This window comes from Nocardiopsis sp. iso_25 (assembly GCF_056173305.1).
On sequence record NZ_CM149667.1, the window covers coordinates 282,593 to 296,945 of the forward strand.

The window sequence follows — 14,353 nt, forward strand, 5'->3', positions numbered from 1 at the left end:
CGGTCAGTCGGTGTGCTCGGTGCCGCAGGAGGCCCGCGCGGCCTCGTGGGTCTCCCTCGTCGCGGCCAGGGCGCGGCGGCGGCGCGCCTCGCGCAGCGACACGCCCACGATGCGGGTGGCCGCGGCGGCCGTCACCACGGCCAGCGGGATGACGAGGAGCGACGCGGGCTGCCGGATGGGGCGGTACCGCGCCCCCTCCCGGTCGATCAGCAGGAAGCCCGCGGGCCGCACCCGGACGAAGCCGCTGCCCCCGGCGCCGTCCCCGCCCGCGGCGAACAGGCGGCTGGAACCCCCGCCCATGATGGTCAGCGCGGTCACCCGCGCCACCGGGACGACCGTAGAACCCTCCGCGACCACCGCTTCGCCGAACGCCGACGAGGACCGCGCCGAAGCGCCGGTGTTCTCGATCAGCCTGGCCAGCGCGGACAGGGCGGGACTGGTGCGGCGGGCGCGGCGGCCCAGAGCGGTGTCCGGCATGGCGGCGGGTCCCTTCGTGGCGGTTGCGTACCCGCCCCATTGTGTAACGCGGCCGCGGTGCCCGGAACGTTCCTGGCCTGTTCCGGACACCGGGTCGCGGCCCGTGGAAGGCGGCGTTGTCCGGGACGCTGTGTGACGGAGTGTGAGGGGAGGGCGATATGGTGTCCGCCGTCCGCGTTACCCAGGAAGGAAACCCCCGGTGTCCCCTGCGCCCCACACGACGAAGACCGCGACCGCGCTGGTCCTGGCCCTCATGCTGACCGCCTGCGGCGGCGCGGAGCCGGAGCAGGCCGCGGACGCTCCCGACACCGCGGCGGCCGACGCCCAGGCCTCCCCGCCCGAGGGGACCCCCGAGGAGGCGGTCGAGCTGGTGGACCCGATGGAGCTGGCCCCCGACGACCTGTGCCAGGTGCTCTCCGAGGAGACCAGCACCGAGTTGCTCGGTCCGCCCGAGGACCGGGCCGGCAACCAGGAGTCCGACGCCGGTGTCCCCGACGCCGAGGACGTGGAGAATCTCGGCGGCCTCTCCATGACGTGCATCACCGTGGCCACGAGCATCGGTCCGCCGCCGCGCAGCCACAGTCTCACCTACCGCCTGGAGATCAACGAGGGCCTCTACAGGGAAGACACCTCGGCACCCGCGGAGGAGGACGCCGACCCCTCGATCGAGATCGGTGACTACGCGGTCGTGGAGGTCGACCCGGAGGGCACCGACGTCGACCTCCAGGTGGTCCAGGGCCAGGTCGGTGTGAGCGTCGACTACTCGGCGACGGAGGTCGTCGACTACGAGGGCGTTCCCTACGTCGACGAGGAGGAGATGGTCGCGCGCGCCCTCAGGGCGGCGGAGGAGATCCTCGCCTCCACCGGCGCTTAGCGGACTGACCGCGTGGGCTCTGAACTGCGATGATCTTGTACGCATAGCCGATGTCGACGCTCGAACCCCGCTATGAGTACAAGGTCACGGCGCGTAGCAAGGGCCGGTCCGGAGGTCACCGCAGCGGCGGCCCCACGCGTTGACGGCCTCCCCGTCCAGCCCTCCAGGGGGCCGGGTCCACCGCGCGCCCGCGGCCCGGCTCAGGGCGTGAGCACGTTGAGCAGGTTCAGTTCGGTGTCGTAGACGGCGACGTCGCCGGTCCCCGTGCGCAGGCCCGCCACCCGGGACCCGTCCTGGGACAGGGCCATCGGGAACACGCGGGGCAGGTCCGGGCCCAGCGCGACCTCGGTCGCCGAGGCGTACCGCCACGCCACCATGTCGCCTCGGCCGGTGGCGGGGTCCAGGCGGGCGGCGAACACGCGGCCGCTCGCGGCGCTGTAGGCGACGTCCACCAGGATTCCCTCGTCCGGGCCGGGGACGAACTCGCGGACGATCGCTCCGGTCCCGGGCACGACGAGGAGCACGGAGCCGGAGCGGATGAGCAGCACGGCCGAGCCGTCCGGGACGAGGTCGAACGAGGCCGCGCCCACACCGGCGCGCTCGCGGATCAGGCCCCGCAGCGAGAGGTCCTCGGCGTCCCATACGGCGATCCCGCCGCCCTCCTCGCCGCCCGCCACCACGCTGCCGTCGAGCGAGTACCTGATCGAGCCCAGCACGCCCGAGCCGGACAGCCGCGCCTCCAGCTCCCAGGTACGGGTGTCGTGCAGGTGCAGCAGCCGTCCGTCGGGGTCGCTGCGCACGCCCAGCGCGAGTGAGGAGCCGTCGGGGCTGAAGGCGATCGACCGCACGGCCCTCTCCTCACCGACTACCCGCTTCCTGCCGGTCTCCAGGTCGACGACGGAGGCGCCGTCGAGGGTTCCGTAGGCGAGCAGGCACCCGTCGGGGCTGAACGCCGCCGGGGTCGGCGGTACTGCGGAGGAGTCGTGGTCGATGCGGGCGATGGCGCGCGACTCCCGCCAGTCCCACAGGGTCACCGTGTCGATCTGGGAGACGGCCAGGACGGAGCCGTCGGGCGAGAAGGACAGCGCGAGCGGGACGTCCCCGGGGAAGGAGGTCATCGGGGTCCCGGTCGGCGCGAGGCCGTCGGAGAGGGCCGATCCGGTCGCGGAGCAGTCGGCGGCGCCCTCGGTCGCCTCGGGGTCCCACGAGGGGGCGGTGAAGGAGTACAGCCCCACGCTCACCAGGAGCACCACCACACCGGCCAGCGCCGCCGCGCGCAGGAGGGAGCGGCGGCGTCGTTCCCCGAGGTGTGAGGGTTCTTCGGGGTGGAGGGGGCGCATGGGTCCTCTGGGGGGTGTTACAGGGGTGAGCGAGGACGGCCCGTCGTCTCCGGGCCGGTGCGTGTGTGGTTGTCAGCAGCCACCGTAACCCCAGAAGACCGCTGGTGGGGAATGGTTCTGGAGGGTTCGGGCAGGTTATGTGCCCGTCTGTCAGTTTTTGGTGCCTTAGGTCTGAAGATCTCTCCGTCGGAGGAGGGGCCGGAAGAAGGCCGGAGGAGGGCCGGAGGCACGCGCGGCGGGCGAAAGGCCGACCGGGGCCCGTGGAACCCGGGCGCGGAAACGCCCGCGTACCAGGGGGTTTCGGCTTTACGCCGGACCGGGACGTGTCGAGTCCTTCTGCACGGGTAGGGCGAAGGAACAAGGAATCGTCCGCACGCGCGCCGGACAGGTGGCCGAGGGGCGTGTGCGGGGAAGAGGGTCGTCTCCACGGGGGACACGGGAGAACGGTGCCGCGCGGGGCGACGGGGTCCGCGCGCGGGGCCCGGGAACGCCGACAGGCGTGTCGGGCGCGTTCGGCGCCCCTGAGAGGGCCGTGCGCCGGACAGGGGAGCGCACGGACGGGTACGTGTGCGGAGCGGGCTCCGCGGGCGGCAGCCGAGGGCTCAGCGGCTCCGCTGACCGAGAGGTCTCAGAGTCGGCCGTGCGGCCTCAGGCCGCGACCGTGTGGTTGATGACGCTGCCGTGGCCGTAGACCGGCTCGGGCCCCTGCGCGAAGGGGTTGAGGAGCTCCGCGGCGCCGACGGGGTCGCTCGCGGGATGCGAGACCGGGCCGCCGTGGAACAGGTCGTTCCAGAAGAAGCGGCCGTCGCGACACCAGACGTTGACGTCCCGCTGGACCGAGACGACGGCCAGCTCGGAGCTGCCCGACCAGTAGAACTGGCGGGGGGTCACGGAGGCGAGCTCACCCAGGAGTGCCGTGATCGCGCGCTGGGCGCAGAAGGCGTGGCGGGGCTTGTGCTTGATTCGCCTGGCGAGGGCCGATTTCGCCCGGGAGGCCCGGGGGTTGTTCAGGCGCCAGTGACTCAAGGTCGTCTCCAGTGGTCTAGGTTGCCGCGGTGCCGTGTTCGCTTGTGCGGCCACGTCGCCGCGGTTCGAGGTGCTCCGCCTCAGGTGGCCTTGGCGGGTTCCCTCCACAAAGTTGGTGAGGCGTGAACGATGTCGTTACCTCGTAGTTATTCTTTGCGCTCCGGATGCTAGCAGCAACTGACCCCTCGTAGTCGAGGCTTCTAGAAGTGACCAATATCACATTTAACGAATGTGTCTCGACTTCACCAAACCAAGAACCAGCAGCTCAGGGCATGTATTCCGAACGCCTGGCCGTTTTTTGGGCGTCGCGGAAAGCCTGTCCGTTTGTGTGGGAGATGTCGCCAGTGTCACTCGTTGCGGCGACTCTTGGCGTGTTTGTCGTGACTCTGAGCGACTTCGTGCAGGTTGCGGGCCCTTGACCCGGTCAAACCCCGGCTTTGCCGTCCGCGCCCCTTCCCGACATGCCGGTGTTCCCGTCGGTTTTGCCCACGCTTTCACCCCGGTGTAAGGGCTGGTCCCGTATGTGGAGGACACTGGAACGGTCGTACGAAACGGAGAGAAGCCGCCCAGTGACACAGACCGAGACATCCGGTGACCGGACTACCGCACGGGAGGGCGTCGTGGCCTCCGAACCCGCTGGCGGCGCCAGGGCCTGGCTCGTGTGGGGCGTCGCCGTGGGCGGGTACTTCCTGGCGATGCTGCACCGCAACGGTCTGGGTGTGGCCGCCCTGGAGGCCCAGGCCCGCTTCGACGTCGGACCGGCTCTGCTGTCCCTCCTGCCGATGCTGCAACTCCTGGTGTACGTGGTCCTCCAGGTGCCCACGGGGCTGCTGGCCGACCGGCTCGGCCCCCGCTACACGCTCGTCATGGGCATGGCGGCGATGACGGTCGGCGCGTGCCTGTTCGCGCTCGCCCCCGGTATAGAGGTGGCGGTGGCCGGACGGTTCCTCATCGGCCTCGGCGACGCCCTGGTCTTCCTCAACGTCATCCGGCTGGCGGCCCTGTGGTTCCCGCGTTCGCGCTACGCCCTCGTCAGCGGGCTCACCGGCGTGGTCGGCGGAACGGGGCAGGTGGCCAGCGCCGCGCCGATGGCCTGGGCCCTGGAGGGCTTCGGCTGGGTGGCCGCCTTCCTGGCCACCACGGCCCTGACCGCGCTGATGGCCCTGCTGATGCTGGTGGTCGTGCGCGACCGCCCGGCCGGGGCGGCGGGCCGCTCCACGGTCGCCGACCCGATCTCGGTGTGGGCCGCGCTCAAGGAGGCGCTGCGCTCGCGCGGCCCGCAGATCGGTATGGCCCACCACGCGGCCGTCATGGCCCCGTTCACGATGATGATGGTGCTGTGGGGCTACCCGTTCCTCGTGGGCGGCCTGGGGCTGCCCGAGGACACCGCCGCCCTCACCCTCACCGCCCTGGCCGCGGGCGGGCTGTGGATGGCTCCGCTCGCGGGCGTCGTGATCGGGCGCAGACCCGGCGTGCGCCGGTGGCTGGGGCTCACCCTGAGCACGGTGCTGAGCCTGGGCTGGCTGCTGCTGGTGGCGTGGCCCGGCGGAACCCCGGTGGCAGTGGGGCTGACGGTGCTCGCGGTGAGCGCGATCGGGCAGACCCTGGCGCCGACGGTCTCCTTCGACTTCGCGCGCGACGGCATCCCCGCCAGCCGGACCGGCGTCGCCTCCGGCCTGGTGAACATGAGCGGGTTCACGACCGCCGTGGTGTGCACGGTGGCGGCGGGCGCGCTGCTCCAGGCGCTGCCGGAGGGCCCCGAGGCCTACCAGTTGGCGTTCGTCCCGATGGCCGTCGCCACGGTGTGCGCGACCGCGGCGCTGTACTACTTCGTCCTGCGCCGTCCCCGGGTCTGACTCTCGGGTCAGTACACCCAGGGCTCCGTCTCGCGCGCGTGCGTGTGCGCGCGTGGAGAAGAGGAGCGGCGTCCCCGGTTCACGGGGCCGAAAACTTTCGGGGGACGGGGGCGTTCGTACGCGTGGAGGCCGGTCCCAGGACCGGCCTCCGCCGTGTGTACGGCCCCGTACGTGCGCGGGGGCGAGGACGAACCGCCTTCCCGGCGGGCGCTGCGGGCCCCGCGCGCGTGCGCGCGGGGACAAGGAGAAAAAGGGCGTGCGCGCCTCTTGTGCCGTCCGGGGCCGCGTGGGATTTTCTCTGTCATGAGGTGGAGTCCCGAACGGTCCAGGGAGATGTTCGCGCGGAGCCGCGTCGCCAGGCTGGCCACGGTGGGCGAGCACGGGCAGCCCCATCTGGTGCCCGTGGTGTTCGCGGCCTACGGCGACACGATCGCGATCCCCGTGGACCACAAGCCCAAGACCACGTACCGGCTCAGGCGGCTGCTCGACATCGAGGGCAACCCCCGGGTGTCGCTGCTCGCGGACGAGTACTCCGACGACTGGGACCGGCTGTGGTGGGTCCGCGCGGACGGTGAGGCGCTGGTCCTGCACGACGGCCCGGCCTGGACGGAGGCCCGCGACAGGCTGGTCGAGCGCTATCCCCAGTACCGGGACACGCCGCCCGAGGAGGCGATCATCCTGGTGGAGGTCCGCCACTGGTCCGGGTGGTCGGTCGAGGAGGAACCCGACGCGGAGACCGGTGCGGAGCCCGGCACGTCGGAACATTGACAACACGCCGGGACACTCGGCACGCCGGAACGCTGACGGCGCGCCGCAACAGTGGCGGCGCGGGGCACTGGGGCGCGGTGCGCGTGCGTTCGGCGGCGGTCCCGCTTCCTGCGCCGCTGTCGGCCGCCGACGGTAGTGCCGGAGTGCCGGAAACGGGCCACCCCCTGAGCGGGGGAACCGCCGCGCACGGCCCGTGGGGTGGCGCCGGGGCGGGCCGGAGCCACCCGGCGGACCGCGGCGGCGGGTTCCGGGTGCCAGCGGAGTCAGCCCGCGCGCCAGGTGGCGTCCTGGAGCGCGCCCCCGGCCTGCGGGCCCATCAGGGAGAGCCCGCCGTCCACGAACAGCGAGGCGCCGGTGACGTAGGACGCCTCCGGCTTGGCGAGGAAGGCCACGGCCTCCGCCACCTCGTAGGCGTGGCCCGGCCGGGGCAGCGGGTACCCGGCGCGCGAGTCCAGCGCGGGCTCCTCCTCGTGCTGCCCGGTCATGGGCGTGGCGATCTCGCCCGGCGCCACCGCGTTCACGGTGATGCCGTACAGGCCCAGTTCCAGGGCCAGGACGCGGGTGAGCAGCTTCAGCCCGCCCTTGGCGGTGCAGTAGGCGCCCGCGGTCACCCGGGGGAACTCCTCGTGCACGCTGGTGATGTTGACGATGCGGCCGCCGCGACCGGCTTCGCGCATGTGCGCGGCCGCGATCTTCGAGCACAGGAAGGGCGCGTCCAGGTCCACGGACAGGACCTCGCGCCAGCGCTCGTAGCTGGTCTCCAGCAGGTGCTCCCCGGAGCCGGTGCCCGCGTTGTTGACCAGGACGCCGATGCCGCCGAGGTCCTCGATCAGCTCGGCGACGGCCTCCGAGCCCCGCACGGGGTCGGAGAGGTCGTGCTGGCGAACGGACACCCGGCGGCCGGTCTCGCGGATCTCGGCCTCCGTGCGGTGCACGCCCTCCGCGTCGTGGTGGAAGGTGACGCCGACGTCGAAGCCCTGTTGCGCGAGGCGGATCGCCGTCGCCCGGCCGATTCCGCTGTCCGCGCCCGTCACCACCGCCACGCGGTCGTAGTCGTCGAACTCCCCTGCTCCCTCGACGCGGTCGTCGCGTGCCATGCTCTACCCCCTTCCGTGCGCCTCCCGGCGGCGCACGCGCTCGGGTGAGCGGCTACCCAGCGCCACCCCCCGTACACGTGATGCCGGAGCCGCTGGCGCGGAGCGGAGGTGTCCAAAAGCGCGGGTCCCGTACAGGTGGGGCCCGTGGCGCGGGTGCCCCACCCGACCGCCCGCGAAAACCGGTTGACCTGCACCGGGAAGTCCGTAGAGTCGGCCCGTGACGACGAGGCAGGGCCTGCTCAGGGCCTATGACGAACAGATGCGGGGCGTACCCCGCACCCTCCCCGCCGGGGTCCTGGCGGAACGGGACGGCCCGGTGACGCGGCTGGTCGGCCAGCGCAGGGGACTCGTCTGCGCGCCGCCCGACACGGGCTTGCGCGGGGCCGAGCTGGACCGGCTGATCCTCCGCCAGCGCGACCGCTTCGCGGAGCGCGGGGAGTCCGTGGAGTGGAAGACCCACGGGCACGACCTTCCGGTGGACCTGCCCGACCGCCTCCGCGCGGCGGGGTTCTTGCCCGAGGAGCGCGAGACCGTCCTGGTCGGCCGGACCGAGGCGGTCGCCACCGCGTCCGCCCCGCCCGCCGGGGTCGTGCTGCGCAGGGTGGCCGAGACGGCGGACCTGCGCCGGATCGCCGACATGGAGTCCCGGGTGTGGGGCGAGGACTGGGGCTGGCTGGCCGACGAGCTGGCCGCCCGGGTCGCCGCCGACCCGGAGGGGACCGTCGTCATGACCGCCGAGGACGGGGCGGAGGTGGTGTCCGCCGCGTGGCTGGTGTTCCACGAGGGAACGGACTTCGCCGGGCTCTGGGGCGGTTCCACGCTGCCCGACTGGCGGGGCCGGGGAATCTACCGGGCGCTGGTGTCCGCCCGCGCCCGGATCGCCGCCGCACGAGGGGCCCGCCACCTCCAGGTGGACGCCTCCGACGACAGCGCGCCGATCCTGCGCCGCCTGGGCTTCGAGGAGGTGACCACGACGACCCCCTACGTGTGGTCCCCGCCGGAGGCGGGATGACCGGAGGGCGGGGCGGCCCGGTGGCCGGCCCCGCCCTCTCACTGGGTCCGACGTGGTTAGAAGGCGGACTCGGGGACGTCCATCAGGTTCACCGTCACGCCCTCGGCGACACGACCTCCAAGTGATATCCTTAGATATCACTTGGAGGTGGTCCCATGGCCGACGTGCTTATTCGAAACGTGCCGGAAGACGTCCTGGAAGTCATCGACGCGGACGCCAGGAGACAGGGGCTGTCGCGTAGCGAGTACCTGAGACGCTCACTGGAGCGGACAGCGCACGCCTCCGGCGGTGCGGTGACCGTGGACGATCTGGCGCGCTTCTCCGAGGCCTTCTCCGACCTCGCCGATCCTGAGGTCATGAAACGGGCGTGGGAATGATGTGGCTCATAGACAAATCCGCGTTCGTACGACTGGCGGCGAGCCCCGACGCACAGGAGTGGGCCACGCGGATCGAACGCGGCATGGTGCGTATATCCACGGTGACCTGTCTGGAGGTCGGGTTCTCCGCTAGAACCGGCGGCGAGTTGCGCAACTTCCTCGGACGGCCACCGCTCGCGGTGATGCCCGTCGAGTACGTCACGCCAGCGATGGAGGACCGAGCCGTCGAGGTCCAGGCGATGCTCGCGGACCGGGGGCAGCACAGAGCTCCGGGCATCCCCGACCTCCTCATCGCGGCGGTGGCCGAACTCGCCGGGCTCACCCTCCTCCACCTCGACAAGGACTTCGAGCTGATCGCGGAGATCACGGGGCAACCGGTGGAGCGGCTGAGAACGGTCTGACCCAGGTATCCGCCGGAGGGGTGACGGAAGGGCGGGGCGGCCCTGTGGCCGCCCCGCCCTCTCACCGGGTCCGACGTGGTTAGAAGGCGGACTCGGGGACGTCCATCAGGTCCACTGTCACGCCCTCGGCGATGCGGCGCTCGGCGGCGATGCGCGGCAGGAACTGCTCGGCGAAGAAGCGCGCGGCGGCGATCTTGCCGGTGTAGAAGTCCTTGTCCTCGTCGCTGGCGCCGTCGATGCTGTTGAGGGCCACCTCCGCCTGGCGCAGCAGCAGCCAGGACAGGACGACGTCACCGAAGGCCATGAGCAGGCGGGTGGAGTTCAGGCCCACCTTGTACAGCTCGCGCGCGTCCTCGGCGGAGCCCATGGCGTGGCCGACCATCAGCTCGACGATCTTCTCGACGTTCTCGGCCGCCTCCAGGAGCAGCGCGCGCTCCTGCTTGAGCTGGCCGTTGCCCGCGTCGCTCTGCGCGAAGGCCTTGATCTCCCCGGCCAGCTTGCCCAGCGCCTGGCCGCCGTTCTTCACGATCTTGCGGAAGAAGAAGTCCTGGGCCTGGATCGCGGTGGTGCCCTCGTAGAGGGTGTCGATCTTGGCGTCCCGGATGTACTGCTCGATCGGGTACTCCTGGAGGAACCCGGAGCCGCCCAGGGTCTGGAGGGACTCGGCGAGCAGCGCGTAGGAGCGCTCGGAGCCCACGCCCTTGACGATCGGCAGCAGGAGGTCGTTCATGGCCTCCAGCTCCGCGGCGTCCTGGCCCGTGCGGTGCGCGATCTGGATCGCGTCCTGCTGGGTGGCGGTGTAGATCACCAGGGCGCGCATGGCCTCCACGTAGGACTTCTGCGTCATGAGGCTGCGGCGCACGTCCGGGTGGTGGGTGATGGTCACCTTGGGGGAGTCCTTGCCCGCGGCCAGGTCGTTGCCCTGCACGCGCTCCTTGGCGTACTCCAGGGCGTTGAGGTAGCCGGTGGACAGGGTGGCGATCGCCTTCGTCCCGACCATCATGCGCGCGTACTCGATGACGAGGAACATCTGGCGGATGCCGTCGTGCTTGTCGCCCACGAGGTAGCCGATGGCGGGGTGCTTGTCGCCGAAGGTCAGCTCACAGGTGGTGGAGGCCTTGAGGCCCATCTTGTGCTCGACGTTGGTGACGTAGGCGCCGTTGCGCTCGCCGGGCGAGCCGTCCTCGTTGATGAGGTACTTGGGGACCAGGAAGAGCGAGAGGCCCTTGGTGCCGGGGCCGGCGCCCTCGGGGCGAGCCAGCACCAGGTGGAAGATGTTCTCGGTCATGTCCTGCTCGGCCGAGGTGATGAAGCGCTTCACGCCCTCGATGTGCCAGGTGCCGTCGCCCTGGTCGACGGCCTTGGTGCGGCCCGCGCCGACGTCCGAACCGGCGTCCGGCTCGGTGAGGACCATGGTGGCGCCCCAGCCGCGCTCGATGGCCAGCTCGGCGAACCGCTTCTGCTCCTCGTTGCCCTCCGAGTGGAGGATGCTCGCGAAGCCGGGACCGGCCGAGTACATGTGCACGGCGGGGTTGGAGCCGAGGACCAGTTCGGCGGCGGACCAGACCAGGGAGCGGGGGGCGCCCAGGCCGCCCAGCTCCTGGGGGAGGTCGAGGTTGTACCAGCCGGCGTCCATGTAGGCCTTGTAGGACTTCTTCAGGCTCTCGGGGACCGCGACGGTGTTCGTCTTCGGGTCGAAGACCGGGGGGTTGCGGTCCGCGTCCTCGAAGGACTCCGCGATGACGCCCGTGGCGAGGCGGTTGACCTCGTCCAGGATCGTGCGGGCGGTCTCCTCGTCCAGCTCCTCGAAGGGGGCCTGTCCCAGGACGTCCTGGCGCCTGAAGACCTCGAAGAGGTTGAACTCGATGTCGCGAAGGTTGCTCTTGTAATGCGTCATGGACAGCTCCGCTGTGTCCCTGGCCGCGGTGTCTGTACACGCGGATCTACCGACTAGTAACAAGTCAATGTTACTACCCAGTAGCGACCGGCGCCAGTGGGAGGGAGGGAGTTGTGTCCCAGGGGATACCAAAAGAAGGGGCGGGTTTTCGTGAGGCGCGCTGAACGGGCTGTTCGGGGGCTCGCACGGGGTGCGATTTGGCCGGATCGGGCCGCGCGGAGCCGGTCGCTCGGGTGGAACGCCGGGGTGGGACGCGGGGGTTGACCGCCCGAGGGGTGTTGCCCGATCGGAGCGGCGCGGGGCGGGCCGCGCGGGGCGGAGCTGTCGGGGTGCATGCGGGGCCTGTCGTGTGAACGCGGGCGGGTGCGGGTGCGGGTGCGGGTGCCGTGGAGGCGGGGGCAGGGAGCAGGGGCGGGGAGATGCTGGCCGGGCCTCCCCGCCCGTTCGGAATCCGGTCTCAGTCGATGAGGACGTAGGGGCGCGTGGCGGGCGGAGCGCCGCCCGGGGGGACGGCGAAGGTGGCCCACACGTGGGTGCCCAGGTCGGCCCAGGGTGTGAGGCGGAAGTGTCCCCAGGCTGTGGACAGGTTCTGCACGAGCAGCAGCCCGCGCTGGCCCTCGGCCCAGCTCCACTCGTCCTCCGTCCGCTCCTCCGGGACGGCAGGGGTTTCGCCGCCTCCGCCGCAGTCGCTCACCGAGAAGCGGAGTGTTCGCGCGTTGGGCATCGACAGCGCGCGGACGACCTCGCCGTCCCTCTCTCCTGAATCCGTGTACTTGACGGAGTTCGCGAACAGCTCGCTGGCGCACAGCCGCACGGTCTCGACGAGGTCGCCGTCGAAACCGGCCAGGTCGGCCGCGAGGTCGGCGCGGACCCGCGCGAGCTGGTCCAGTGTTCCCGGGTAGACGCGGTGCTCCCAGCGGACGAGGGGGAGCGGAACCTTGGGCGTGGTCAGGAAGATCATGCCGGGACCGCCTGTCGGTGGTGTTCCGCGCGGGGCTGAGGTGCCTGCTGTGCTCGCTGCGTCCGCTCGGCTCGTTGCTGCTGCTGGTCGAGCCAGACGCGGGCGAGCCGGGTGAACGCGCGCCAGTCCTCGGGGTCCTCGCAGGCGGGGGACGGAGGGCGGGGGGCGGGTACCGGGGCTGGACCGGGCTCGAAGGCCCGCGCGGGGATCGGGGCGGGGACCCGTGTCGGGGCTGGAACGGGAGCCTCGGTCGAGGCCGCTGCTGGGGCCCGGGCCGGGACCGGGACGGAGTCGGTCGCCAGGAGGTCGCCGGAGAACGGGGTATTCGTGCTGGGCCGCTGGCCGAGGCGGATGATGACCTCGTGCCGGACCCGCGCGGCTCCGGGTTCGCGGGTTCCCGCGCGAGCCTCTGCGCGGGCCTGTTCCCGGGCCGCGTAGTAGGGGCGGACCAGGGCGATGTCGTCGGCGGGGAAGCGTGCGCTCGGCGGGGCCAGGCGGGGTGCGGCGGCGGGAACGGGAGCGGCGGCGGGGACGGAGCCGGGAACAGGGCCGGGAGCGGCGGGGCGCTCGGGGTGCCTGGGTCGCTCGGGAGCCCGGTCGGTTCGTGCGGGAGGCGCGGTGGCCTCGACCGGAACGCGGACTTGGGCGGGAACCGGGACGTAGCGGCGGACCCGGGTGGAGCGGCGGCGACGGCCGCCGGTGGCGGAGTGGCGTCCGCACGGGGGCGCGAAGAGGGCCTTGACCATGCCGAGGGCACGGATCAGGGCCGCAGCGCTAAACTGGCGCATGCTGGCAATTTCCTTGTCTCAAAGGGTGGTTGTTGCTGGCCACGGCCCCGGACGGTGAGTAACCGTCGCGGGGTCATTGCGTGGATGGAGTTGTGTGTCCGGTGCCAGATTAAGGGCAGGGGAGGAGTGGATGCGAACTTTTCTGCGAACTACTCCAGGGTAATTTCGGGTTGACGGCATCGCCGCAGCTCAGGGTCCTGTAGGGGGGTTATTAGCTGGCTCCGCCGGGTTCACTTTGGTTGGTATCTAATGCCGCAACTGATGGCTTTTGTTGTGAATGTCCGGAATTATGTGGAGGCATAAAGAAGGAGCGGCACCACACGAGGAGTGCCGCTCCGTGGCTCCCGGTGGCTAGCCGAGGCTCTTGAGCGAGTCCACGAGCGCGGCCCACTCGGTGGCTGCGAACGACAGGTGTCCCAGCTCGCGGTTCTGCGTGTCTCGCACCGCCGTGGTGACGCCCTCGGTGACCTCGACACAGTTGGTGTCGGCGATGCTGTAGCTGCTCTTGTGCCATGAGGGTGCGGTTGGACAGAACTTCACCTGGTCCACATCGCCAGTGCTGTACGTGGATTCGTGCCGTGTTCCTTCAGGGGTCACTCGATTTCTCCTAGCACTTTCTTGATCAATGACTGTGTCTGATTGGGAGGTAGAGCCAGTCCCCGCAGATCACTCATCAAAGAGATGTACTGATCAACCATTCCGGTATCGGATATCACTCCTCCGATGGGTCCTGTCTCCAGGTAGAGGAGCGTTCCGGAATTCGGAACTTTCAGCAATATAACCCCGTTGTCCAAGCCCGGATGGTCCCAGGTTTCTGCGGGGATGACCAGAATCTCCATGCGGCTCTGGGCCGAGGCCTCCAGCAGGTATTCGAGCTGACCTCGCATCGTGTCAGGGCTTCCAATGCGTCGATGCAGCACGGTTTCATCCAAGACGACCGAGTAGAAGGGTGGGTTTTCGCGCTTCAGGAAATTTTGGCGCTCGCTCCTTTCTTCAACCTTCGCGTCTATGGCTTCTTGCTGTGCTGCCTTCTTGGGGGCCCTGATCGCAGCTCGCATGTAATCACGGGTTTGCAGAAGACCTGGGACGAGCAACGGGTGGTACTGCTGGATCTGCGTGGCCCGCTGCTCCACGAGTGGCAGTTCCTTGTACCAGTCAGGAGGCTTGTACCCCTCGTACTGGTCCTCCCACACGGAGACTAGCCGTTCCTCGCTGTTGAGCGCCTGACCGATTCGTTGTGCGGTGACCTTTTTGGCGGGCGTCTTGCCCAGTTCGATATCACTGACCGTCGCCTGGGATGCCGGGATCAGTCTTGCCAGTCTGGTCTGCGAAAACCCTGCCTGCTCGCGGATCCGACGTACCTCGGCACCGAACCTCTGAGCCTTCGGATCGACCTCGTTCGCCATGTATTGCTTTCTATCAGCCTGCTATCAGCCGCCAACGAGATTCACCGAGAAATTTCGGATATCCCAGAGGTCG

15 protein-coding genes are annotated in these 14,353 nt (G+C 70.5%); 6 read left to right on the plus strand and 9 right to left on the minus strand.

Annotation, left to right across the window (positions count from 1 at the left end):
• Positions 1-3: 3 nt before the first annotated feature.
• On the minus strand, positions 4-477 hold the full coding sequence (locus AC0VX6_RS01290) for a GerW family sporulation protein (protein ID WP_274975849.1): 474 nt from the start codon (positions 475-477) through the stop codon (positions 4-6).
• Between the two features lie 199 nt (positions 478-676).
• Here AC0VX6_RS01290 and AC0VX6_RS01295 point away from each other — a divergent pair, with 199 nt between their 5' ends.
• On the plus strand, positions 677-1,351 hold the full coding sequence (locus tag AC0VX6_RS01295) for a hypothetical protein (protein ID WP_274975850.1): 675 nt from the start codon (positions 677-679) through the stop codon (positions 1,349-1,351).
• 200 nt (positions 1,352-1,551) lie between these two features.
• Here AC0VX6_RS01295 and AC0VX6_RS01300 read toward each other — a convergent pair whose 3' ends face one another.
• Positions 1,552-2,691, minus strand: coding sequence for a WD40 repeat domain-containing protein (locus AC0VX6_RS01300; protein WP_475467191.1), 1,140 nt, complete (start codon positions 2,689-2,691; stop codon positions 1,552-1,554).
• A gap of 648 nt (positions 2,692-3,339) precedes the next feature.
• Positions 3,340-3,717 carry a hypothetical protein gene (locus AC0VX6_RS01305; protein WP_019609224.1) on the minus strand — a complete coding sequence of 126 codons (378 nt, stop codon included), beginning with the start codon at positions 3,715-3,717 and terminating at the stop codon, positions 3,340-3,342.
• A gap of 569 nt (positions 3,718-4,286) precedes the next feature.
• On the opposite strand from AC0VX6_RS01305, the gene AC0VX6_RS01310 reads away from it, so the two are divergent.
• Both AC0VX6_RS01310 and AC0VX6_RS01315 read left to right on the plus strand, forming a co-directional pair.
• Complete coding sequence (locus AC0VX6_RS01310) at positions 4,287-5,573, plus strand: MFS transporter (protein WP_274975852.1); 1,287 nt, start codon at positions 4,287-4,289, stop codon at positions 5,571-5,573.
• A gap of 303 nt (positions 5,574-5,876) precedes the next feature.
• Positions 5,877-6,341 carry a TIGR03668 family PPOX class F420-dependent oxidoreductase gene (locus tag AC0VX6_RS01315; RefSeq protein WP_475467192.1) on the plus strand — a complete coding sequence of 155 codons (465 nt, stop codon included), beginning with the start codon at positions 5,877-5,879 and terminating at the stop codon, positions 6,339-6,341.
• A gap of 263 nt (positions 6,342-6,604) precedes the next feature.
• Here the strand turns inward: AC0VX6_RS01315 and AC0VX6_RS01320 are convergent, their stop codons facing one another.
• Positions 6,605-7,438: an SDR family oxidoreductase gene (locus AC0VX6_RS01320; protein WP_475467193.1), complete on the minus strand. Its 834-nt coding sequence runs from the start codon at positions 7,436-7,438 to the stop codon at positions 6,605-6,607.
• 217 nt (positions 7,439-7,655) lie between these two features.
• Between AC0VX6_RS01320 and AC0VX6_RS01325 the strand changes: the two genes are divergently transcribed.
• From AC0VX6_RS01325 to AC0VX6_RS01335, 3 genes are all read left to right on the plus strand, one after another.
• Positions 7,656-8,450, plus strand: a complete 795-nt coding sequence (locus AC0VX6_RS01325; RefSeq protein WP_475467194.1) for a GNAT family N-acetyltransferase — start codon at positions 7,656-7,658, stop codon at positions 8,448-8,450.
• 155 nt (positions 8,451-8,605) lie between these two features.
• Positions 8,606-8,827, plus strand: coding sequence for a type II toxin-antitoxin system VapB family antitoxin (vapB, locus tag AC0VX6_RS01330; RefSeq protein ID WP_017563380.1), 222 nt, complete (start codon positions 8,606-8,608; stop codon positions 8,825-8,827).
• Positions 8,824-9,228: a PIN domain-containing protein gene (locus AC0VX6_RS01335; protein WP_475469233.1), complete on the plus strand. Its 405-nt coding sequence runs from the start codon at positions 8,824-8,826 to the stop codon at positions 9,226-9,228. Before vapB ends, AC0VX6_RS01335 begins: the two co-directional genes overlap by 4 nt.
• 79 nt (positions 9,229-9,307) lie before the next feature.
• Here AC0VX6_RS01335 and AC0VX6_RS01340 read toward each other — a convergent pair whose 3' ends face one another.
• From AC0VX6_RS01340 to AC0VX6_RS01360, 5 genes are all read right to left on the minus strand, one after another.
• Positions 9,308-11,125, minus strand: a complete 1,818-nt coding sequence (locus AC0VX6_RS01340; RefSeq protein WP_274975856.1) for an acyl-CoA dehydrogenase — start codon at positions 11,123-11,125, stop codon at positions 9,308-9,310.
• 457 nt (positions 11,126-11,582) lie between these two features.
• Positions 11,583-12,086, minus strand: a complete 504-nt coding sequence (locus tag AC0VX6_RS01345; protein ID WP_475467195.1) for an ATP-binding protein — start codon at positions 12,084-12,086, stop codon at positions 11,583-11,585.
• Complete coding sequence (locus AC0VX6_RS01350) at positions 12,083-12,874, minus strand: hypothetical protein (RefSeq protein ID WP_475467197.1); 792 nt, start codon at positions 12,872-12,874, stop codon at positions 12,083-12,085. Before AC0VX6_RS01350 ends, AC0VX6_RS01345 begins: the two co-directional genes overlap by 4 nt.
• A 351-nt stretch (positions 12,875-13,225) precedes the next feature.
• Positions 13,226-13,414 carry a DUF397 domain-containing protein gene (locus AC0VX6_RS01355; protein ID WP_368045811.1) on the minus strand — a complete coding sequence of 63 codons (189 nt, stop codon included), beginning with the start codon at positions 13,412-13,414 and terminating at the stop codon, positions 13,226-13,228.
• A 53-nt stretch (positions 13,415-13,467) separates the two neighbouring features.
• Complete coding sequence (locus AC0VX6_RS01360) at positions 13,468-14,280, minus strand: helix-turn-helix domain-containing protein (protein ID WP_475467199.1); 813 nt, start codon at positions 14,278-14,280, stop codon at positions 13,468-13,470.
• Positions 14,281-14,353: the final 73 nt, after the last annotated feature.

What these genes read in the sequence shown, in the direction of transcription:
- AC0VX6_RS01290 (WP_274975849.1), bottom strand. Translation starts at nt 477, where the DNA reads ATGCCGGACACCGCTCTGGGCCGCCGCGCCCGCCGCACCAGTCCCGCC.
- AC0VX6_RS01300 (WP_475467191.1), bottom strand. Translation starts at nt 2,691, where the DNA reads ATGCGCCCCCTCCACCCCGAAGAACCCTCACACCTCGGGGAACGACGC.
- AC0VX6_RS01315 (WP_475467192.1), top strand. Translation starts at nt 5,877, where the DNA reads ATGAGGTGGAGTCCCGAACGGTCCAGGGAGATGTTCGCGCGGAGCCGC.
- AC0VX6_RS01320 (WP_475467193.1), bottom strand. Translation starts at nt 7,438, where the DNA reads ATGGCACGCGACGACCGCGTCGAGGGAGCAGGGGAGTTCGACGACTAC.
- vapB (WP_017563380.1), top strand. Translation starts at nt 8,606, where the DNA reads ATGGCCGACGTGCTTATTCGAAACGTGCCGGAAGACGTCCTGGAAGTC.
- AC0VX6_RS01335 (WP_475469233.1), top strand. Translation starts at nt 8,824, where the DNA reads ATGATGTGGCTCATAGACAAATCCGCGTTCGTACGACTGGCGGCGAGC.
- AC0VX6_RS01340 (WP_274975856.1), bottom strand. Translation starts at nt 11,125, where the DNA reads ATGACGCATTACAAGAGCAACCTTCGCGACATCGAGTTCAACCTCTTC.
- AC0VX6_RS01345 (WP_475467195.1), bottom strand. Translation starts at nt 12,086, where the DNA reads ATGATCTTCCTGACCACGCCCAAGGTTCCGCTCCCCCTCGTCCGCTGG.
- AC0VX6_RS01350 (WP_475467197.1), bottom strand. Translation starts at nt 12,874, where the DNA reads ATGCGCCAGTTTAGCGCTGCGGCCCTGATCCGTGCCCTCGGCATGGTC.
- AC0VX6_RS01360 (WP_475467199.1), bottom strand. Translation starts at nt 14,280, where the DNA reads ATGGCGAACGAGGTCGATCCGAAGGCTCAGAGGTTCGGTGCCGAGGTA.